The sequence below is a fragment of the Kribbella sp. NBC_01505 genome (assembly GCF_045040285.1).
Taxonomy (GTDB): domain Bacteria; phylum Actinomycetota; class Actinomycetes; order Propionibacteriales; family Kribbellaceae; genus Kribbella.
The window spans coordinates 2,074,805-2,095,082 of the sequence record NZ_CP109425.1 but is presented as its reverse complement, the minus strand read 5'-3'; the positions used below and the strand labels follow the sequence as shown (position 1 = coordinate 2,095,082).

Here is a 20,278-nt window from a genome sequence, read left to right as displayed (position 1 = left end):
GTGTCAAGAGGTCGGACAATCAATCCTCAGTTGTCAAGTGACGAGAAGTGCGAGGCATCCCCGGTGCGCGGCGTGCTGCGGACACCGTCGACGCTCACCGGTACGTCGCCGGCCAGCGTGATGCGGTGCAGCCGGCGCGGCTGGTCGTCGTAGTCGGCGACCCCGTAGTGCTGGGTCGCGCGGTTGTCCCAGATCGCCAGGTCACCCGGCTGCCACTGCCAGCGGACGGTGTTGTCGAGGTTCGTGATCCGGTTCTGCAGCAGCTGGAACAACGCGGACGTCTCGGTGCTGCTCAGCCCGACGAAGCGGCGTAAGAAATGCCCGAGGACCAGCGAGCGCTCACCGGTCTCCGGGTGCACGCGGACCACCGGGTGCTCGGTCTCGAACAGCTTCGACTCGAACTCCTTGTGGTGCTCCTCGAACTTCACATCGACGCCACCGACCCGGCCCTCGTCCGCATGCCCCGCGTAGTCGTACACGTTGCTGTGCACCGCCCACAGTCGATCGACGAGAGCCTTCAAAGCAACAGGCAAGCCCTCGTACGCCGACACCGTGTTCGCCCAGGTGGTGTTGCCGCCGTACGCCGGAAGGGTCACCGCACGCAGCAGGCTGATCGCGGGGATCCGGTCGACGAACGTGACGTCGGTGTGCCAGCTGTTCGCCTTGCTGTAGTCGGAGTCGATCGGCAGCACGTTCGCCGCGCCGTCGATACTGCGCGAGGTCGGGTGCGCGAGCGTCGGCGTACCGAGGAGTCGTGCGAAGGCGAGCTGGCCGGCGTCGTCCAGCTCGTGCTGGTCGCGGAAGAAGATCACCTTGTGGTCGAGCAGGGCCTGCCGGATCGCCGCCACGGTCTCGGCGGCGAGATCCCCGCCGAGCCGGACGTTGCCGATCACGGCGCCGATCGCGCCGCCGGCCTTGCTGACGGTGATCTGGGGTGCTTCGAGCTGAGCGGTCATGATGCCTCCAAGGGGTTCATCCCATAATCCAACTGATTTACTCGACATAGGGCGGGTTTCGGGATGCGAGACCGGGCTGTCGGCGGCAGGACGTAGGGTTGGGGACGTGTCAACCGCCGAGATCCAGCCCCCTTCGTTCGCAAAAGGGGAGGTCGCGACCTTCGACGTACCGGAGCTCGTGGTCGGGTTCGACCTGGACATGACGCTGATCGACTCCCGGCCGGGGATCCAGCTGGTCTGGGATCTGCTCGCCGCGGAGACCGGCGTCCACATCGACTCCGAGCTGGTGGTGAGCCGGCTCGGGCCGCCGCTGACCTGGGAGATGGCGAACTGGTTCCCCCCGGAGCAGGTCGACGCGATGGTCAAGCGGTACCGCGAGCACTACCCCTCGCACGCGATCACCGGCAGCCTGCCGTTGCCGGGCGTGGCCGAGTCGCTGGCCGCCATCCGGGCCCTGCGTGGGCGGACGATGGTCGTCTCGGCGAAGCACACGCCCTCCGTGCGGCTGCACCTCGAGCACCTCGGGCTGGACGTCGACGAGCCGGTCGGTGACCTCCACGGAGCCGAGAAGGGTACGGCGCTCCGCGAGCACCACGCGGGCATTTTCGTCGGAGACCACACCGCCGATATCGATGGCGCGCATGCCGCCGGGGCGGTCGCGGTGGCGGTGGCGACCGGGCCGTTCACGGCTGACGAACTCCGTGGGTACGGCGCCGACGTCGTACTGAACGATCTGACCGAGTTCCCGGCCTGGCTCGACGCGTATGTGCTCGAGCAGCGGCTGGAAGCGTTGATGAAGCGGTTGGCGAGCTACGACAAGCTGGTCGTCGCGTTCAGCGGTGGCGCCGACTCGGCGTTCCTCCTGGCGGCCGCGGCGCGGGCGATCGGCCCGGCCAATGTGGTGGCCGCGACGGCGATCTCGCCGAGCCTGCCGGATGTGGAGCTGGAGCCGGCCGCGCGGTTCGCCGATGGTCTCGGCGTTCGCCATGTCACGCCGCACACGCACGAGATGGAGCGCGAGGGCTATCAGGCGAACGCGGGAGACCGCTGCTACTTCTGCAAGGCCGAGCTGGTCGAAACCCTGCAGCCGATCGCCGACGAGTTCGGGATCACCGCGATCGCGACCGGGACGAACGCCGACGACGCGATCGCCGGGTTCCGGCCCGGCATCCGCGCCGCGCACGAGCGGGGTGCGATCACGCCCTTGAAGGATGCGCGGCTGACCAAGGCGCAGATCCGGGAGGCCTCGCGCAGTTGGGGTTTGGCGACCTCGGACAAGCCGGCCGCGGCCTGCCTGTCCAGCCGGATCGCGTACGGGATCCGGATCACGCCGACGCTGCTCGCCCGGGTCGACCGGGCCGAGGAAGCGGTCCGGTCGCGACTGGCGGCGTACGGGGTGCAGAACGTGCGCGTCCGCGACCTGGGGGAGGCCGGCAGCATCGAGATCGACCACGAGCTGATCGCCCGGGTCGACCACCAGGAGCTCGTCGACGCGGTGATCGCCGTCGGGTTCACCGCGGCCCGGGTCGACCCGCGCGGGTTCCGGTCGGGATCGATGAACGAGCGGCTGAAGGATCCGGACAAGTACCGGTAATTTCCCACGGGCGCCGCGGCGCTCGGTCACGTACCCTGGGTAGCCGGTCGGGCCGCCCGCCCGGTCCTGTTCTTCCGACGATTGACACCGAAGAGGTTCCCGTGCCCGTTGGCAAGGTCAAGTGGTATGACTCCGAGAAGGGGTTCGGCTTCCTCAGCAAGGAAGAGGGCGGTGACGTCTACGTCCGCGCCGAGGCACTGCCGGCCGGAGTGACCAACCTCAAGCCCGGCCAGAAGGTCGAGTTCGGTGTCGTCGAGGGCCGCAAGGGTGAGCAGGCGCTGCAGGTCCGGCTGATCGACCCGCCGCCGTCGGTGGCGAAGGCGATGCGGCCGAAGCCGGAAGAGATGCAGCTGGTCGTCGAGGACCTGATCAAGCTGCTCGACAACCTCGGCGAGAGCTACCGTCGCGGTCGCCAGCCCGACGGCAAGGCCGCCCGCCAGGTCGCCACTGTGCTCCGTGGTGTCGCCGACAAACTGGACGTCTAGTTGATCCGGGCCTGGATTCCGTCGAGGACGGTGTCCAGGCCGTCGTTGAAGCCGTCGGTGCCGAAGTCGATGCCGAGTTCTTCGGGCCGCTGCATGCCGGCGGCGGTCGCCGGGAAGCGGTCCTCGGTCGCCAGATAGCGCAGCCGCTCGGCGTAGAGCCGGTCGGCCGCCGCGGACTCCGCGGGTGACTTCGTGAACTGGTGAACGGTGAGCTGGACGGCGCCGCGGACGTAGATGTTCACCAGCAACATCGCGGACAACTTCTCACCTGCCGTCAGTGCCGTGTCGTGGAAGGCCTGCAGCGCCGACTCCATCCAGCCCAGCTGGTTGGGTGACAGCGGCGGCTCGGTGACCGGCACCTGCAGGATCCACGGGTGCGCGCGCAGCCCGTCGCGGAATGCCTCCGCCCAGGACATCATCCGGCTCCGCCAGTCCTCGCCGTACAGGACCGGGGCCTCGCCGAAGGCCTCCTCGAGCATGACCGTGTAGAGGTCGTCCTTGGAGTCGACGTACCGGTACAGCGACATCGTCGTGAAGCCGAGCGCGGACGCGACCTTGCTCATCGACACCGCTGCCAGCCCGCCCGCGTCGGCCAGCTCGACCGCGGCCGCGCCGATGTCGCTCAGCTGGAACGTCGGTTTCGGGCCGGGGCGCGCCGGGCCCTCGACTCCCCACAGCTGTTCGAGCACCCGTGGTAGCTCCATCGCCGTACCCCTCTCGCCGCTGATTGTTTACATCATAGACAGATGTCGCTATCGTCTGTGTATGGCGCACACTGTGTGCGCCGTAGACAGATGTTCTGGAGGGGTTATGAGTACGACGGAACGGGCGGGGCGCAAGGAATGGATCGCGCTCGGCGTGCTCGCACTGCCGCTGTTGCTGGTCTCGATGGACGTCTCGGTCCTGTACTTCGCTGTTCCGTACATCTCGGGGGATCTCGGGGTGACCGCCACCGAGCAGCTGTGGATCTTCGACATCTACGGGTTCGTGCTGGCCGGGCTGCTGATCACGATGGGCTCGCTCGGTGACCGGATCGGGCGGCGCCGGCTGCTGATCTTCGGTGCGGTCGCCTTCGGGCTCGCCTCCGTCGCCGCGGCGTACGCGCAGAATCCGGAGCAGTTGATCGCCGCTCGGGCCGTGCTGGGGATCGGCGGCGCGACCTTGATGCCGTCGACGCTGGCGCTGATCCGCAACATGTTCCACGACGCCGGTCAGCGGCAGAAGGCGATCGCGTTCTGGAGCGCGGTGATGATGGGCGGGATCTCGCTCGGGCCGGTCTTCGGTGGTTTCCTGCTGGAGCACTTCTGGTGGGGCTCGGTCTTCCTCGCGAACCTTCCGGCGATGGCGTTGCTGCTGGTGCTCGCGCCGGTGCTGCTGCCCGAGTTCAAGGCGCCGACCGGTGGGCGGTTCGACCTGATCGGCTCGGTGCTGTCGCTGGCCGCCGTACTGCCGATCATCTGGGGGATCAAGGAGCTGGCCGCGCACGGTGTGGCCTCGCTGCCGGTGGTCGCGATCGTGGCCGGGCTGGTGTTCGGGGTGCTGTTCGTGCAGCGGCAGCGGACCGCGGCGTACCCGATGATCGAGCTGGCGATGTTCCGCAACCGGGCCTTCAGTGGGTCGCTCGCGGCGAACACGATCGGCACGCTGGCGCTGGTCGGCAACGCGGTCTTCATGACTCAGTACCTGCAGTTGGTGCAGGGGTTGTCGCCGCTGAAGGCCGCGCTCTGGTCGCTCGCACCGTCGGTCGCCGTCGGTGGTGCGGCTCCGCTCGCAACCACGCTGGCTCGACGGTTCGACCGTGCGTACGTGACCGGTGGCGCCTTCGTCCTCGGGGCCGGCGGCTTCGTCGTACTGACTCAGGTCCGCGTCGAGTCGTCGCTTGCGGTGATCCTGATCGGCGCCGGTTTGCTCGCGGCCGGTCTGGTGATGGTGATGTCGCTGGTCACCGAGGCCATCGTCGGCTCGGTCACCCCGGAGCGCGCCGGCTCGGCATCCGCGGTGATGGAAACCTGCAGCGAGTTCGGCGGCGCCCTCGGCATCGCGGTCCTCGGCTCCATCGGTACGGTGGCCTACCGCGCCACCCTGCCCACCGACGCGATCGCCTCCCTCCGCGAAGGCCTCCCCGCCGCCGCAGCAGCCGCCACCCACCTGCCGCCCGCCGCGGCCCAAGCCCTCCTCGCCACAGCCCGCCAAGCCTTCACCCACTCCCTCAACACCATCTCCCTGGTAGGAGCGCTCCTCCTCATCACAACAGCCGTCCTCACCACCCTCACCCTCCGCCGCCCCACCACCCCGGCCGACCCCACCCCCACCACTGAGCTCGCCGCCGTTTCCCACTGACTGTCATTTGCTGTCTCACGCCACCAGTTGTGGCCGGAGACAGGATGTGAGGGCCTGAGACCGAGTGCCACAGGTCTCCGGCCCTCGTTGGTTGTCTCCTGCCCTGGCTGGTGGGCCCGCGCCACCAGTTGTGGCCGGAGACAGGGAATGGGGGCGGGGGACGCGGCACCACAGGTCTCCGGCCGCCGGTGGCTGTCTCGGGCCGCGGTTGGCTGGGTCGCGCCACAAGTGGTGGCGTGAGACAAGAAGTGGGGGCCGGGGACAGGGCGTGCCTTGTCTCCGGGCCCGGGGTGTTGTCTTCGGCCGAGCTTCCGCGGGTCAGCGGGGTGGGCGGCGGGGCGGGTCGTGGGGGCGGCGGTGGTTTTCGACGGTGGGGTCGTTGGAGCCGGGGGCCTGGTCTTCGAGGGTGTCGTCGGCGTCGTCCTCGGGCTGACCGCTCCACCACTGGCCGACGGGCTGCGGGGGTTGGCCGGTGGTCGGTACTTCGATGGTCGGTTCGTTGACGGGTTCGTCGGGGTGCTGAGTTCGGTGGGCGCGTTGCTCGGCGATGCTCGTGGTGAGGATGGTCCGCGTCGTACTGGTCGGAGGGTCGGGCTCCGGGGAACGCTTGGCGGCGGGTGCCTGCGAGGAGCGCGACGGTCCGCTGGGTGCGCCCGTTTTGCGCGACCGGCCGCCGACACCAGGGATACCGGACGGTTTCATGCGCAGGACCAGGAAGACGGCGACCAGCAGGACCGCGGCGAGGAAGCCGAAGCCGAGGCGCGGGATGAGCGGCAGCACGATGCCGAACCCGCCGCCGATCACCCAGGACAGTTGCAGCACCGTCTCCGAGCGCGCGAACACCGACGTACGGACGGATTCGGGAACGTCCCGCTGGATCATCGCGTCCAGCGACAGCTTGCCGAGCGAGCTGCACGAGCCCGCGACCAGGCCGAGCGCGATCAGCAGCGGGAACCCGTAGAACACCGCCACCAGGACCGCGATCGCGGCGTCGGCGAGCAGCACGACCAGTACGACGGTCTCGGGTTTTCGGGCCTTGAGCAACGAACCGGCCAAGGTCCCGAGGCTGTTGCCGATGCCGGCCGCGGCGACCACCGCACCGGCCGCGACCGTGCCGTTGATGCCGGCGAGCGGCTGGTCGCGGAGCAGGAACGCGAGATACATGGTGAGGAAGCCGGAGACGAACCGGAGCCCCAGGTTGCAGCGGATCCCGCGCGCGACCGCCTCGGTGATCGCCTTCCGTCGCATCTCGCGCCCCGCCGTACCGGTGACTTCCTCGCCGGCCGGTGAGTCGACCGCGGCCGGCAGCCGGATCGCGAGGATGAGACCGACCAGATACACGAGCGCGGCCCAGCGCAGCGACCACTGCGGACCGATCGCCGCGAACGCACCCGCGATCCCGGCGCCGACCGTCGCGCCCGCGACACCGGCCAGGGAGATCCGCGAGTTGGCGGTGACGAGGGTGATCTCTTTGGGAAGCAGCCGCGGTACGGCGGATGCGCGCGTCACCCCGTATGCCTTGGAGGCGACCAAGCAGCCGAGGGCCGCCGGATACAGCCAGACCGAACTGCTGTCCGTGATCGACCCGGCGAGACCCCAGACCAGGAACCCGCGGGCACCGAGCGTCGCCCCGATCGCCCACCGCCGGCCGTGCCGGAAGCGGTCCAGGATCGGCCCGATCAGCGGAGCCATCAGCGCGAACGGCGCCATCGTCAGCAGTAGGAACAGCGCGACCCGGTCCCGGGCCTGGTCGCTCGGCACGGTGAAGAACACCGTCCCGGCGAGCGAGACCGCGAAGGCTGTGTCACCGGCCGCGTTCACCGCGCCCAGCTCGATCAGCCGCTGCAACCCGGACTCCCGAGCGCCCTGCGCGCCGGTCAGCCCGCTGATCCGTCGACCGGTCCAGCGGCCGACATTCCCGCCGACACTCGCCGTCTTCTTGGACGCTGCCGCGACACCGGTCGCCCCGACCTTCGAGGCTCGGCCGAACTTCCGCCCCGCCGTCCCCAGCCGCTCCCGAGCCGCTCCGACCCGCTCACCGGCAGACTTCTTGGCCCCCGAGCTACCGGCCCCCGTAGGGCGTGCGTGCCCGGATCCGCCCGCGTCGCCGGCGGGCGGCGTACGGCCGTCTCGAGCGGCACCGGACGGCGGAGTGCCGGAGGGTGTCGGCCGGGGGTCGGCGGGGTCTGGCGTCTGCATGTCTCCATCCTGCCTCCTGCGAGGGACAGACCGCAGTCACGGCGCGTTCGTGGCAGTGCGCAGGGCATGCGAGAATAGGCGACCGTGACTGCCCTCAGAACTCCGGAAGCTGTGCGCGCCAAGGCCGACGCGGTCTGTGTCGCGGCGGTGGAACCTGCTCGTGAGGCCGCGATCGACGAGGCCGGGGCCGCGCAGATCGGTGAGTACCTCGGTCACAACGTCGAGGGCGAGCGCCTCGTCACGCACTACTTCGCCTCCGCGCACCCGGGATATCGGGGCTGGCGCTGGGCGGTCACGCTGACCCGCGCCTCGCGTGCGAAGACGGTCACCGTCAACGAGGTCGTCATGCTCCCCGGCGACGAGGCGATCGTCGCGCCCACCTGGGTGCCGTGGTCCGACCGCGTCCAGCCTGGTGACCTGCGTCCCGGCGACCTGTTCCCGACGCCGGCCGACGATCCGCGTCTGGAGCCCGGCTTCACCGAGACCGGTGCCCCCGAGGATGTCCTCGAGGTCGTCGAGGAGCTCGGCCTCGGCCGCGAGCGCGTTCTCTCGGTGCTCGGTCGCGACGACGCCGCCGAGCGGTGGGCGGCCGGCGACTTCGGCCCGACCGCCGCGATCGCGCAGGCCGTTCCCTACAAGTGCAACGGCTGCGGCTACTGGATCCGCCTCGGCGACAGCCTCGGCCGCTCCTTCGGCGTCTGCGCCAACGAGATGGCCCCCGGCGAAGGCCGCGTCGTCGCCTTCGACTACGGCTGCGGCGCCCACTCCGACGCCGTCATCGACCTGGCCGAGCCGCCGATCGCCGACCACGCCTTCGACACCACCGGCTACGACTCCATGGAGCTCGCCACCGACGACGAGGCCGCCGAGGCCGACGCCGTCCACACCGAGCTCGAAGCCGCCGCCGAACCCACCTCCGACGACGAGGTCACCTCCGACGACGAGGTCACCTCCGACGACGAGGTCACCGAGATCACCGAGTCCTGACCCCGGGGTACACCCCAGCCAAGCCCCCGCCCGCACACCGGCCGGGGGCTATTCGCTGCCCAGCGACCGTCGCAACGACAGGACGTATACGTCCACGACCGGCGCTCGCCCATCACCTCCACGCGGGCGGCAGCGGCTACGCATACGGCTATGTCCTGTTCCTAGGCCGCCGATGTCGGGAAGGACATGAGGTAGGGGCTGCCGGGATGACCGGCAGGCGCGGGGGCGAGCTGGAGAGGCGACGTGTACCTGTTCTTACCGACGGGCTCGGTAGGGTGCGGGGATGGGTGAGTTGCGGGAGGCCGGGGACTTTCCGTACCGGTCGGAGTTGCTGGCCAGCCTGAGCGCGTTGATCCTGTTGTGGGAGTCGCCCGGTCTGCAGCGGGAGATCCTGACCTCGAGCGGCGAGCCGATCGATCAGCCGGCCCATCAGGCATTGCGGCATCTGGTCGCGGGGCAGCCGATGCGGGCGGGCGAGCTGGCGCAGGCGATGGGGACCGGCGCCTCGAACGTCAGCAAGATCGTCAAGCGCCTGGAGGCCGGCGGGCTGGTCGAGCGCACAACCGATCCGGACGACACCCGGTCCACGCGGATCACGTTGACGGCTGCGGGTACGGCGGCCGCCCGGCACATCTACGACCTCGGCGACGACATGATCGCGCAGGTGCTGGCCCGGTGGTCGTCCCGCGACGTCGCCCGGTACACCGAGCTCACCAAACGCTTCACCACCGACGCGATCGCGGCTGCCGAGGACATGCGCCGCGACGGCCTCAATCGCCGTACGGACTAGAAGTCCGCACCTCGCGACAGTGCTTCGCCGGACCGGATGTCGGCGAGGTTAGCCTCCAGGGTGCCGACCGCCGCGTCGAAACCGCCGCTGCCGAGCACCAGTCGATGCGGCGGCGACTCCAACTCCATCGCCCGCAGTACGGCGTCAACTCCGCGGACCGGATCGCCCGGCTGGTTGCCGTCCTGATCGATCATCGCCTTCCGTACGGCGTCCAGCTGCGGAAGGTAGGCGTCGACCGTCTCCCGCAGCGGCTCGTCCGCGAACCCCGCATAAGCGCGGGTCCGGAACGCACCCGGCTCAACCGCCAGCACCTTGATCCCGAACTCGGCCACCTCCTCCCGCAGCACCTCGGTCACCCCCTCGAGCGCGAACTTCGCCGCCGAGTAGTACCCGAACCCGTTGATCCCGCGCAGCCCCGCGACCGACGACATGTTCACGATCCAACCGTTGCCCCGGGCACGCATCTGCGGCAGCACGGCCCGCGTGACCGTGAGCACCGCAAAGAAGTTGAGTTCCAACGACCGCCGCACATCCGCCGAAGGCATCCCCTCGATCGACCCGTACCACCCGCGCCCGGCGTTGTTCACCAGTACGTCGATCCCACCGAACCGCTCCTCCGCGGCCGCCACCGCAGCACGCACCTGCCCCTCGTCCGTCACGTCCACCTCCAGCACCAGCACGCGCTCCCCGTACGGCGCCGCCCACTCCGCCAGCTCGGCCGGCCGGCGCGATGTGATCGCCACTCGTTCGCCCCGAGCCAGCACGGCGGTCGCGAACGTCAACCCGAACCCACCCGGCGTACCGCCGGTGATCAACCACGTTTTAGTGTCCATGCAGACATCATAAACTGTCCCCACCGACAGTATTTGAAGATCAGCTCTCCAGTAGCGCACGCAGGTGCGACCGGAACGCGTCCCGAACCGAAGGCGGCGAGACGACCTGCAGCTGGACCCCGAGGCCGAGCAGATACCGCACGAGCTCGTCCACATCGGTGCCGCCGATCCTGATCGAACCGTCGGGCGAGTGACGCCTCACGCGCCAAGGTCCTGGCCAACGGCCGCACCTTCGAGAACCACTACGTCTCGATCATCACGATCGAGAACCGCCGGATCACCCACTGGCGCGACTACCTGGACTCGTACGCCGTCATCCAGGCGATGTCCTAGTCGCGGACCGGCTCGCCGGCCTTGATCTTGCCCCAGCGGCGGTGGCAGTACCACAGGCCGATCCAGCCGAGGCCGAAACCGGCGGCGGCGACCCAGATCCACCACTCGAGGCCGTCGCGCTCGAGCGTGCTGCGGAAGAAGAGGAGCACGACGAAGGCGACCGCCCACAGGACGATGCCCACGATGACGGTGGGGATCCCGGACAGGTCGAGGGGCTTCACCTCGGCGTGCACCAGCTCGCCGCGGGCGAGCTGGCTGGTGGGGTCGGTGCGCTTCTTGGGCGCGGGCTGCTCCTCCGTCACGGCACCACCATAGACGCCCTGCCCGAAAGGCTTGGTGTTAGTGCTCGCAACCAGCGGGTCCGACCTGGCACCATTCCGTCATGAGCTCGCTCCAGGACACATCGGCCCGCTCCGGATCGAATCCCTTCGACTCGTTCTTCAAGATCAGCGAACGGGGGTCCACGTTCGGCCGGGAGATCCGGGGCGGACTGGTCACCTTCTTCACGATGGCCTACATCGTGGTGCTGAATCCGCTGATCCTCAGTTCGGGTGAGGACAGCACCGGTCAGCTCATCGGTGGTGGGCTGGACGCGGGGGCGGCGATCGCCAAGGTGGCGGTGGCGACCGCGTTGGTTGCGGGGGTCGTGACGATCCTGATGGGTCTGGTCGCGAACTTCCCACTGGCCCTCGCGAGCGGGCTCGGGCTGAACGCGTTTATCGCGTTCAGTGTGGCGGGCAAGATGACCTGGGCCGACGCGATGGGCCTGGTGGTGCTCGAGGGTCTGATCATCCTGATCCTGGTGCTGACCGGCTTCCGCAAGGCTGTCTTCGAAGCTGTGCCGGTGCAGCTGAAGGTCGCGATCAGTGTCGGCATCGGCCTTTTCATCGCGTTTATCGGCGTCGTCGACGCAGGTTTCGTGCGGCCCGTCAAGGGCGGGGTGCCCCCGGTCTCGCTCGGTGTCGGCGGCAACCTCAAAGGCTGGCCGGTCCTCGTGTTCGTCTTCGGGTTGTTGCTGATCATCACCCTGTACGCGCGCAAGGTGAAGGGCGCGATACTGATCGGCATCATCACCGCGACGGTCCTTGCGATCGTGATCGAGGCCGTGACGAAGGTAGGCAAGGGCACCCCGGAACACCCGGGATGGGGACTGAGTGTCCCGAAGCTTCCCGACCAGGTGTTCACCAGGCCGAACTTCGATCTGGTCGGCGAGTTCAACCTGTTCGGCTCGTTCAAAGCGGTCGGCCTGATCTCCGCGCTGCTGCTGATCTTCACGCTGATGCTGGCCGACTTCTTCGACACGATGGGCACGATGACCGCGATCGGCGCCGAGGCCGGGCTGCTGGACAAGGACGGCAACCCGCCGAACTCGCAGCGCATCCTCATCGTGGACAGCGTTGCCGCGGCCGCTGGTGGCGCAGCGTCGGTCTCCAGCAACACGTCGTACATCGAATCGGCGTCCGGTGTCGGTGAAGGTGCTCGGACCGGTCTGGCCAGCGTGGTGACCGGGATCTGCTTCCTGATCTCGATGGTGGTCGCGCCGCTGGTCACCCTGGTGCCCTACGAGGCGGCGACCCCGGCGCTGATCCTGGTCGGGTTCCTGATGATGACCCAGGTGAAGGGGATCGACTTCGACGACATCGAGGTCGCGTTCCCGGCGTTCCTGACCATCATCCTGATGCCGTTCACGTATTCGATCTCGGCCGGTATCGGCGCCGGCTTCGTCTCGTACGTCGTCCTGAAGTCGGTCCGCGGCAAGGCCCGTCAGGTGCACCCGCTGATGTGGATCGTCAGCGCGCTGTTCGTCATCTACTTCGCGATCGGCCCGCTGTCCGACTGGCTGACCAAGTAGCTCCGATCAGTTGTTGCCGAAGGCACGCAGAAACGTCTGTACGGCGTTCTGCGTGACCTCGGCCAGTTCCGCCGCAGGCACCTCGCGGCTCCCGAGCCGCGACCGCGTCTCCAGTGGGGCGGTCAACAGCGCGCCGAACTGCTCGGCCGCGACCGCCGGGTCGGCGAGCCGCAGATGCCCGGCGAGCGCGAGCCGCGCGAACCGGTCGGCCAAGGCCTCGTTCACCTTGTCGGCCGCGCGCTCGCGGACGATGTCCTGCAGGTCCGGAAGGTTCTGGATCTCGGCCTGCAGCAGCCGTCGGCAGGCGCGCGACCGCTCATCGCAGTAGCACTCGGCCAGCCGCAGCGCGACCTTGCCGAGAACGTCGGCGAGATCGTCCGAGCCGGCCGGCAGCCGCAGCAGATCCACTGCGGCGAGATTCCGCGCGAACGCGTCTTCGGCGAGCGCGGCGATCGTCGCGCGGAACAGACTCTCCTTGTCGCCGAAGTGGTTGTAGATCGTGTGCTTGGCGACACCCGCCGCCGCGGCGACGGCGTCCACACTTGCCGGCCGGTATCCCTCCTGGGCGAACACGGTGAAGGCCGCGTCGAGGATCGCCTGCCGCTTGTCGATCCGTCCTCTGGTCGCCGTCACCGGATCAGCCTAGCGATGAACCGCCAAGTGCGTTAAATTGCACTGGTCAGTGCAATCGACGCGAGGAGGGTTCATGTTCGTCAACCTGCTGCGCTTCCGGTTCAAGGACGGCGTGTCGGACGAGGAGCAGGCCGAGGTGCTTGCGGCGATGCGTCGTACCGCGTCGCTGGAGTCGTCTGCGTTCGGCGTCGTCGGCGCGGACCTGGGGGATCCGGCCGAGGGGTTCACGCACGCCTATCTGTCCGCGATCCCGGACCTCGAGGCGTTCCGGCGCTACACCTGGGATCCGGTGCACCTGGCCGGCGACGAGCTGATCCTGGGCAAACTGGCGAAGATGAGCGCGGTCCGGTTCGCTGATGATGATCCGGCGATCAGTCAGGCCATGTACGCCGAGGTCGCGGCCAAGCAGGAGAAGTTTCCGGCCTGGTCACAGGAGGTCGCCAGGCTGTTCGGTGAGTAGCTCGCGACGTAGTTCGAGGTAGTCGGCCCGAGCTGTGAAGAGATCTCGCAGCTCGGCGCTGACGTTGTCCAGAAACTCTTCCCGGTACGACGAATCGGTGAGCAGCGCGATCGAGTAGTAGAGCCCGGTGAAGTTGGCGATGCCGATGGCAACCTTCACCAGGCTCGCGGTGAGCAGCAGGTCGTGGCCCATCAACGGCAGCTCGACGGACCAGGACCCCGGCTGCACGCCCCATTTCTCGTAGATGTCGGCGTTGATCGAGATCATGCCGAAGGCAACGAAGAACAAGCCGACCCCGGTGCTCACTACCAGCGCCTGCACCCATTGCCGGATCACCAGGTTGACGCTCAGATTCAGTCGCTGCACCCGTCGTAGCGGCGGATCGGACTTCACGTCGTCCTCGATGGCGTCCAGCTCCTTCGGCAGCCGCACCATCAGGAACAGCGTGCTGAGCAGCGTGAACGCGAGCACCGACAGCACGATGAACGCGACCGGCATGCCGGCGAACACCTGCCACATCTCGGTGTTGATGAACAGCACCAGTGAGAACACCAGCAGTAGTGGCAACGCCCGGACCAGACTGGCCAGCGAGTTCGCCAGCTCCCCGACGATCCGGCGCAGACTCCAGTACGTCGTCGCAATCAGTCCGTACCCGACCACGACGTACACGGCGCCGATGAGCAACAGGTTGCCGACGGCAATCCCGAAGAACTGCTTCCACTGGTTCTCGGTGACGACCGGCAGCAACGCGGGCAGGAACACGAAGACTGCCAGCTCAGGCAGACCGAAGCGGGTCGGCAACGACCAGAACGGCCGTCGTCGCAGCTTGTTCAGGATGCCGAAAGCAGCAATCAGCACGAGCAGCGCCAGGCCGGCGGCCAGCACGTTCTTCCACGGCCTCCAGCCCAGTGAGGTTGCGCCGATCATCTCGGCCAGGAACACCAGCGTGAGCAGTGGCGCGGCCCGGTTGAAGATGTCGTGCGTCGGCGAGAAGTCCTCGATGAACAGCGGCAGCCCGGCCCGCCGGAACTGCTGCTCGTACCGCACCAGCTCGCGAGGCGTCCCCATGGCAGCGAACTCTAGCGCCTCGGGAATACCACTGGGCGGAACGAGGTTATTGTTAGCAAAGGTAATGAGTTAAGGTAAGGAATATGCCGGAAGTCGTAGCACAGCAGGTGAAGAGTGACGTGGGGCTCGTGAGTGCCCTGCGGTCGTCCACGTTGCGGTTGTCGCGGCAGATCCGGCGGCAGCGCGAGCCCGGTCACGACCTGACCGCGAACCAGCTCGGCGTCCTGGGCGCCCTGGCCAAGCACGAGCTGATGACGATCGGTGAGCTGGCCGCCCATGAGCAGGTCAAGCCGCCGTCGATGACGCGGATCATCTCGAACATGGAGGAGGCGGGCCTGGTGGTCCGCCGCCCGCACCCGACCGACAAGCGTCAGGTGACCGTCGAGCTGACCGGCAAGGCCGACGAGCTGATCCTTGCCAACCGCAAGCGCCGCGACGAGTGGCTGCACGCGAAGCTCAAGCAACTGACCCCTGAGGAGCGCGACATCCTGCGTAAGGCAGCACCTGTTCTCGAGCGGCTGGCGGCCAAGTGAGCCCCACCTTCCACGCCTTCCGCGTCCGCAACTTCCGGTTGTATGCGACGGGAGCGATCGTCTCCAACGTCGGCACCTGGATGCAGCGCGTCGCGCAGGACTGGCTGGTCCTCGAGCTCACCCACTCCGGTACGGCGCTCGGCATCGTCACCGGCCTCCAGTTCGCCCCCGCCCTCCTCATCGGCCCGTATGCCGGTCTGGTCGCGGACCGTTTCCCCAAGCGCAAGCTGCTCCAGATCACCCAGGTCTGGATGGCCATCGCCGCGCTCACACTCGGCGTCCTGACGGTCACCGGCCTGGTCGAGCCGTGGCACGTCTTCGTGATCGCATTCCTCTTCGGGATCGGTACGGCGTTCGACGCCCCGGCCCGGCAGTCGTTCGTGGTCGAGATGGTCGGCCGGGACGACCTGTCCAACGCAGTCGGTCTGAACTCGGCGTCCTTCAACGCTGCCCGCCTGATCGGCCCCGGTCTGGCCGGCCTGCTGATCCACTGGATCGGCACCGGCCCGGTCATCATCGTCAACGGCCTGAGCTACGCCGCGGTCATCCTGTCGCTCCGCCTGATGCGCACCGCCGAGCTGCACACCCCCAAGGTCGCGGCCCGGGACAAGGGCATGATCCGCGACGGCATGCGCTACCTGTGGCGCCGGCCGGATCTGATGATGGTCCTCGTCACGGTCGCCTTCGCCGGCATGTTCGGGCTGAACTTCCAGCTCACGTCGGCGCTGATGGCGACCGAGGCCTTCCACAAGGGCGCGGGGGAGTACGGCATCCTCGGCTCGGTCCTCGCGATCGGTTCGCTGTCCGGTGCCCTGCTGGCCGCCCGCAGAGTGCGGATCCGCGCGCGGATGGTGATCGGTGCCGCGATCGCGTTCGGTCTGCTCGAGGTCGTCAGCGCGGTCATGCCGACGTACCTGACCTTCGCACTGATCCTCCCGCTGGTCGGCCTGGCCTCGCTGACCATGCTCACCACGGCGAACGCGACCATGCAGCTCAGCATCGAGCCGACCATGCGCGGCCGGGTGATGGCGCTCTACATGACCGTCCTGATGGGCGGTACGACGATCGGCTCGCCGCTGATCGGGTTCGTCGGGCAGGAGCTCGGCGCGCGCTATTCACTGATCGTCGGCGGTGGCCTGACCGCGATCGGGGCGGTCGGTTCGGTGCTCTACTTCTCGCACCGGCGCGGCATCTCGATCCGTCCGCGCCTGCTGCCCCGCCCGCGCCTGGAGATCCTCCCGCAGAGCGAGCTGCTCGCCGACAAGGCCGTGGTCGACGTACCGGTCGCTGCCACTGCCAAAGAATCCGCCTAGGGCTGGATCCGGGTCAGCAGCCGGGCGGCGAAGAACAGCGCCTCGATCTCGTCCTCGGCCGCGACCCGCACCGCGGCCGGATCATGTTTCGGACGCGGCCGCTCGACCGGCGTCCCGGTGGTGCCGACCCGGACGAAGCCGGCGTGCCGGCCCTCCCGCGGCCGCCATTCGACATCGAGGATGTCGGCCAGCGAGATCGACCGCGGATTGCCGTCCGCCTTCTTCCGCCGCGTCGCCGACCGCGGGTACGCGAACATCAGCAGTCCGTTCGCGACCGCGACCGTGGCATCCCGTCCCTCCAACGCGTCGGCTGCCAGCGGCGGCGCGACCAGCCAGGCCGTCGCAGCAGTCTCCGGTACGGCGCGGCGCGCGCGAGCGATCCGGATCTCGGACGCGAGCCGCTCAGCAGCCGCCAGATCGTCGATCTCGAAGTGGTAGATCGACCCGTACGACCCGCCGCTGACACTCAGCAACGGGTCGGCATGCTCGCGCAGTTCGAGGTCGAGCGCTCCCGACACCCGTACGCCGCTCAGCGCTTCGACCGGGATCACCCGCTCGCCCAGCGGGCCGTCGTACCGGACGCGGATCGTGCCCGTCCCGTCCCACTCGAGCGTGCCGTGGTCGGTCTGCAGCCGCATGGTCACCAGTTGATCAGAGACAGCAGCTTGGCGCCGAGGAACAGCGCGTCGGTCTCGGACAGCGGCCCGGTGTACAGCGTCTCGGGATCATCCGCGGGCGCGGGTCGCTCCGCGGGGGTGTGCGTGGTGGTCAGCCGCAGGTAGCCCCGCTGCTGCGCCGAAATCATCACCCACTCGACGTTCCGCAGGTCGGCGACCGGCAGCCGCCACGGATCACCGTGAGCCTTCTTCGCCGCCGACGCGGCGAAGCCGTAGTCGAGGACGAGCACATCGCCGTCGAGCTGCGCCTTGACGTCCTGGAACTTCACCTTCTCCGGAGCCGCCGGTGCCTCGACCAGCCAGTGTTCGGCGGGCCCGGCCGGAAGTTGATGCCGCGCGATCGACTCGCGGATCTCCTGCGCGTAGAAGTCGGCGAGCAGCCACTGCTTGTTGTCGAAGTCGAACCGGTACGGATCGACCAGCTCGTCCAGCGAGCCCCCGGCGACGGCCAGGATCGGGTCGGCGCGTTCGCGCAGGATCAACCGGATCGTCGGGTCCTCGGTGCCGCCCGGCATCACCAGCTCGACCCCGGTCAGCGCCTCGACCGGGACGGTCCGCTGGCCGAGCTGCTTCAGCGCCTTGAACGTCTTCGTACTCTTCTGCCGGAGCCAGGACCCGCCGTACCGGAGCTGGACCGTGCCCAGACCGTCCCAGACCAGCGTCGCGTTCCGTCCCCGCAGTTCGTCACCACTCAAGCCCTCCACAAGCCACCATCCTGTCGGTTTTGAGGGTCAGACACATAATGGGGTGTGACTCATTACGATCTCGTCGTCATCGGCACCGGCTCCGGCAACTCGATCGTGAACCACCGGTTCGCGGACTGGAAGGTGGCGATCGTCGAGCGCGGGGTCTTCGGCGGCACCTGCCTGAACAAGGGCTGCATCCCGACCAAGATGTTCGTGCACACCGCCGACGTCGCGGCCACCCCCGCCGGCAGTTCCCGGTACGGCGTGGACGAGGAGCTGACCGGCGTTCGCTGGCCGGACGTCCGGGACCGGATCTTCGGCCGGATCGACCCGATCTCGGCGTCGGGTTCGGAGTACCGGCACCACAACCCGGACAACGCCAACGTCACCGTGTACGACGGCACGGGTCGCTTCACCGGCGCCAAGGAGCTGACCGTCGAGGGGACCGACGGGCAGACGAGCATGGTGACCGCGGACCGGTTCGTGCTCGCCGCCGGCAGCCGCCCGGTGATCCCGCCGATCGTGGGCATCGAGGAGACCGGCTTCCACACCTCGGACACGATCATGCGGCTCGACGAACTGCCGCGCCGGATGGCGATCCTCGGGTCGGGCTTCGTCGCGGCCGAGTTCGCGCACGTCTTCTCGTCGTTCGGGGTCGAGGTCACGCTGATCGCCCGCTCCAAGGTGCTGCTGCGCGGTGAGGACGCCGAGATCGCCGAGCACTTCACCGAGATCGCGCGCGGCAAGTACGACGTACTGCTGCAGCACGAAACCATCCGCGTGGCCCGGCGTGAGGACGGCTCGGTCCGGCTCTGGATGCTGTGCCCGGACGGCAAGGAAGAACTGATCGTCGACGAGCTCCTGGTCGCCGTCGGCCGCACCCCGAACGCCGACCTGCTGAACCCGCAGGCCACCGGCGTCGAGGTCGACCACGACGGCCGCGTCGTCGTCGACGAGTACCAGCAGACCGCGGTCGACGGCATCTACGCACTCGGCGACCTGACCTCGCCGCACCAGCTCAAGCACGTCGCGAACCACGAGGCCCGCGTCGTCAAGCACAACCTCCTCGAGCCCGACAACCGCATCAAGTCGGACCACCGCTTCGTCCCGCACGCCGTCTTCACCTCACCACAGATCGCCTCGGTCGGCCTGACCGAAGCCCAAGCCGAGGAACAAGGCATCGAGTACGTCGTCAGCCGCCAGAAGTACTCCGACATCGCCTACGGCTGGGCCATGGAAGACACCACCGGCTTCGCCAAACTCCTCGCCGACCCGACCACCGGCCAACTCATCGGAGCCCACATCATGGGCCCCCAGGCCTCCACGGTGATCCAGCCCCTGATCCAAGCCATGAGCTTCGGCCTGGGCGCCTACGAAATGGCCCGCAACCAGTACTGGATCCACCCCGCCATGCCCGAACTCATCGAGAACGCCCTCCTCAACCTCCCCCTCAAACCCAGCTAAGGCGTACCGAAGCACAGGTAGTACTCGGGTAGCTGCCTTCCGCCCAGGCAGGAGGCGGGGTCGGGGGCCCGCCGGAAGGCGACTACTACCTGTCCTTCCCTACGGCAGACCGCCTGCGATCTCGCGCTGCCGGCGCCGTGTGGGGGTGGAGGAGTGCGCCGCCAGGGCGGACCTGCATCACCCAGTAACTGTGGTTGTGGAGGGCTCAGGCGTGGCGTGTGGTCGGATGCGCGTGTTACTGGGTGATGGACGTCCGCCGGCACACGGCGCCGCCCCCAGCCCCAGCCCCAGCCCCAGCCCCAACCCCAACCCCAACCCCAAGCCCTTATCCGCGTGCCCGGCCCCCGCCCCGAGCCTCAGCTCCGGGCACGCACGCTCCTTCGTCGAGTGCTTGCGCCCGTGCGCCCCGCCGCCCTTCCACGCGGCTGCCGCCACTTCCTCCCAACAGCAGTAGACAACGAGCGCTCATTCGCCCCGCTCCGGGCACGGTCGCGTGCACGCGGCTTGCTGAGCCCGGGTTGGGTGGGACGGTCGCGCCGAGTGGCTCCTCGCCTTCGGGCCCAGGGTTGGTCGATGTCCGCGCCGTACCGAAGAACAGGTAGTACTCGGGTTGCTGTCTTCCGCCCAGGCGGGAGCCGAGGCCGTGACGCCGCCGGAAGGTGACTACTACCTGTCCGTCGGTACGGTAGGCCGCCCCGAGCCCCCGCCCCGGCCTCCCGCTCGCTTCCTCCCAACAGCAGTAGGCGGCGACTGCTCATTCGCCGCCGCCGCTAAGCCCGCTCCTTCGGCGCGTGCACTTGGCTTGCTGAACCCGAGTTGGGTGGACAGGGCGAGCCTGCGCCCTCAGTCCGCCTCGCAGCGCATGATCACCCCGACGCCCCCGACGCCCCCGACGCCCCCGACGCCCCCGACGCCCCCGACGCCCCCGACGCCCCCGACCCGCCGACCCGCCGACCCGCCGGGTGGGCCGAGTGCTTCGACTGCTCGGCACCTCCGCACTCGCCCGGCAGGTCCTCCGCGGGGGATCCGTGCCAAGGCGTACCGAAGGACATGTGGTAGTCGGTCAACCGCCTCC

Annotated in this window: 19 protein-coding genes and 1 pseudogene; 10 read left to right on the top strand and 10 right to left on the bottom strand. The window is 68.6% G+C overall.

The genetic code is table 11. From position 1 onward, the window contains the following. Positions 1 to 26: 26 nt before the first annotated feature. A complete protein-coding gene (locus tag OG474_RS09560; protein WP_405061878.1) occupies positions 27 to 956 on the bottom strand; it encodes a TauD/TfdA dioxygenase family protein in 930 nt (309 codons plus the stop codon). Between the two features lie 106 nt (positions 957 to 1,062). Between OG474_RS09560 and larE the strand changes: the two genes are divergently transcribed. Both larE and OG474_RS09550 read left to right on the top strand, forming a co-directional pair. Beyond that, positions 1,063 to 2,550, top strand: a complete 1,488-nt coding sequence (gene larE / locus OG474_RS09555; protein WP_405061877.1) for an ATP-dependent sacrificial sulfur transferase LarE — start codon at positions 1,063 to 1,065, stop codon at positions 2,548 to 2,550. A 101-nt stretch (positions 2,551 to 2,651) separates the two neighbouring features. Then, the gene (locus OG474_RS09550; protein WP_405061876.1) at positions 2,652 to 3,035 is read left to right on the top strand and encodes a cold-shock protein; all 384 of its coding nucleotides are present in this window, start codon (positions 2,652 to 2,654) and stop codon (positions 3,033 to 3,035) included. On the opposite strand, the gene OG474_RS09545 is transcribed toward OG474_RS09550, so the two are convergent. Further along, complete coding sequence (locus tag OG474_RS09545; RefSeq protein WP_405061875.1) at positions 3,032 to 3,739, bottom strand: TetR/AcrR family transcriptional regulator; 708 nt, start codon at positions 3,737 to 3,739, stop codon at positions 3,032 to 3,034. The two genes, OG474_RS09550 and OG474_RS09545, sit on opposite strands and share 4 nt — an antisense overlap. A 106-nt stretch (positions 3,740 to 3,845) precedes the next feature. Here OG474_RS09545 and OG474_RS09540 point away from each other — a divergent pair, with 106 nt between their 5' ends. Continuing rightward, a complete protein-coding gene (locus tag OG474_RS09540; RefSeq protein ID WP_405061874.1) occupies positions 3,846 to 5,375 on the top strand; it encodes an MFS transporter in 1,530 nt (509 codons plus the stop codon). Positions 5,376 to 5,693: 318 nt separating this feature from the next. Here OG474_RS09540 and OG474_RS09535 read toward each other — a convergent pair whose 3' ends face one another. Then, complete coding sequence (locus OG474_RS09535; RefSeq protein ID WP_405061873.1) at positions 5,694 to 7,574, bottom strand: MFS transporter; 1,881 nt, start codon at positions 7,572 to 7,574, stop codon at positions 5,694 to 5,696. A gap of 84 nt (positions 7,575 to 7,658) precedes the next feature. On the opposite strand from OG474_RS09535, the gene OG474_RS09530 reads away from it, so the two are divergent. Together OG474_RS09530 and OG474_RS09525 are read left to right on the top strand one after the other, a co-directional pair. Beyond that, positions 7,659 to 8,561, top strand: coding sequence for a DUF3027 domain-containing protein (locus OG474_RS09530; RefSeq protein ID WP_405061872.1), 903 nt, complete (start codon positions 7,659 to 7,661; stop codon positions 8,559 to 8,561). A gap of 283 nt (positions 8,562 to 8,844) precedes the next feature. Beyond that, positions 8,845 to 9,351, top strand: a complete 507-nt coding sequence (locus tag OG474_RS09525; RefSeq protein ID WP_405061871.1) for a MarR family winged helix-turn-helix transcriptional regulator — start codon at positions 8,845 to 8,847, stop codon at positions 9,349 to 9,351. Here the strand turns inward: OG474_RS09525 and OG474_RS09520 are convergent. From OG474_RS09520 to OG474_RS09510, 3 genes and pseudogenes are all read right to left on the bottom strand, one after another. Beyond that, positions 9,348 to 10,184: an SDR family NAD(P)-dependent oxidoreductase gene (locus OG474_RS09520; protein WP_405061870.1), complete on the bottom strand. Its 837-nt coding sequence runs from the start codon at positions 10,182 to 10,184 to the stop codon at positions 9,348 to 9,350. The two genes, OG474_RS09525 and OG474_RS09520, sit on opposite strands and share 4 nt — an antisense overlap. A gap of 40 nt (positions 10,185 to 10,224) precedes the next feature. After that, a pseudogene (locus OG474_RS09515) lies at positions 10,225 to 10,407 on the bottom strand (WYL domain-containing protein); the annotation flags it as partial. Between the two features lie 106 nt (positions 10,408 to 10,513). Beyond that, complete coding sequence (locus tag OG474_RS09510) at positions 10,514 to 10,819, bottom strand: DUF2530 domain-containing protein (RefSeq protein ID WP_405061869.1); 306 nt, start codon at positions 10,817 to 10,819, stop codon at positions 10,514 to 10,516. An 80-nt stretch (positions 10,820 to 10,899) separates the two neighbouring features. Between OG474_RS09510 and OG474_RS09505 the strand changes: the two genes are divergently transcribed. Then, a complete protein-coding gene (locus OG474_RS09505; protein ID WP_405061868.1) occupies positions 10,900 to 12,369 on the top strand; it encodes an NCS2 family permease in 1,470 nt (489 codons plus the stop codon). 6 nt (positions 12,370 to 12,375) lie between these two features. Here the strand turns inward: OG474_RS09505 and OG474_RS09500 are convergent, their stop codons facing one another. Further along, on the bottom strand, positions 12,376 to 13,002 hold the full coding sequence (locus OG474_RS09500; protein WP_405061867.1) for a TetR/AcrR family transcriptional regulator: 627 nt from the start codon (positions 13,000 to 13,002) through the stop codon (positions 12,376 to 12,378). A gap of 73 nt (positions 13,003 to 13,075) precedes the next feature. Here OG474_RS09500 and OG474_RS09495 point away from each other — a divergent pair, with 73 nt between their 5' ends. Beyond that, the gene (locus OG474_RS09495; RefSeq protein ID WP_405061866.1) at positions 13,076 to 13,462 is read left to right on the top strand and encodes a Dabb family protein; all 387 of its coding nucleotides are present in this window, start codon (positions 13,076 to 13,078) and stop codon (positions 13,460 to 13,462) included. Here OG474_RS09495 and OG474_RS09490 read toward each other — a convergent pair. Further along, positions 13,430 to 14,530 (bottom strand): hypothetical protein, encoded by a 1,101-nt coding sequence (locus OG474_RS09490; RefSeq protein ID WP_405061865.1) that lies wholly within the window; start codon positions 14,528 to 14,530, stop codon positions 13,430 to 13,432. The genes OG474_RS09495 and OG474_RS09490 overlap by 33 nt on opposite strands. A gap of 83 nt (positions 14,531 to 14,613) precedes the next feature. Between OG474_RS09490 and OG474_RS09485 the strand changes: the two genes are divergently transcribed. After that, the gene (locus OG474_RS09485) at positions 14,614 to 15,063 is read left to right on the top strand and encodes a MarR family winged helix-turn-helix transcriptional regulator (RefSeq protein ID WP_405061864.1); all 450 of its coding nucleotides are present in this window, start codon (positions 14,614 to 14,616) and stop codon (positions 15,061 to 15,063) included. Beyond that, positions 15,060 to 16,376, top strand: coding sequence for an MFS transporter (locus OG474_RS09480; RefSeq protein WP_405061863.1), 1,317 nt, complete (start codon positions 15,060 to 15,062; stop codon positions 16,374 to 16,376). The genes OG474_RS09485 and OG474_RS09480 overlap by 4 nt, the downstream gene beginning before the upstream one ends. Here the strand turns inward: OG474_RS09480 and OG474_RS09475 are convergent. Both OG474_RS09475 and OG474_RS09470 read right to left on the bottom strand, forming a co-directional pair. After that, positions 16,373 to 17,014: a DUF4429 domain-containing protein gene (locus OG474_RS09475; protein ID WP_405061862.1), complete on the bottom strand. Its 642-nt coding sequence runs from the start codon at positions 17,012 to 17,014 to the stop codon at positions 16,373 to 16,375. The two genes, OG474_RS09480 and OG474_RS09475, sit on opposite strands and share 4 nt — an antisense overlap. 2 nt (positions 17,015 to 17,016) lie before the next feature. Further along, positions 17,017 to 17,757, bottom strand: a complete 741-nt coding sequence (locus OG474_RS09470; RefSeq protein ID WP_405061861.1) for a DUF4429 domain-containing protein — start codon at positions 17,755 to 17,757, stop codon at positions 17,017 to 17,019. A 45-nt stretch (positions 17,758 to 17,802) separates the two neighbouring features. Here OG474_RS09470 and OG474_RS09465 point away from each other — a divergent pair, with 45 nt between their 5' ends. Continuing rightward, positions 17,803 to 19,203: a mycothione reductase gene (locus OG474_RS09465; protein WP_405061860.1), complete on the top strand. Its 1,401-nt coding sequence runs from the start codon at positions 17,803 to 17,805 to the stop codon at positions 19,201 to 19,203. Positions 19,204 to 20,278: the final 1,075 nt, after the last annotated feature.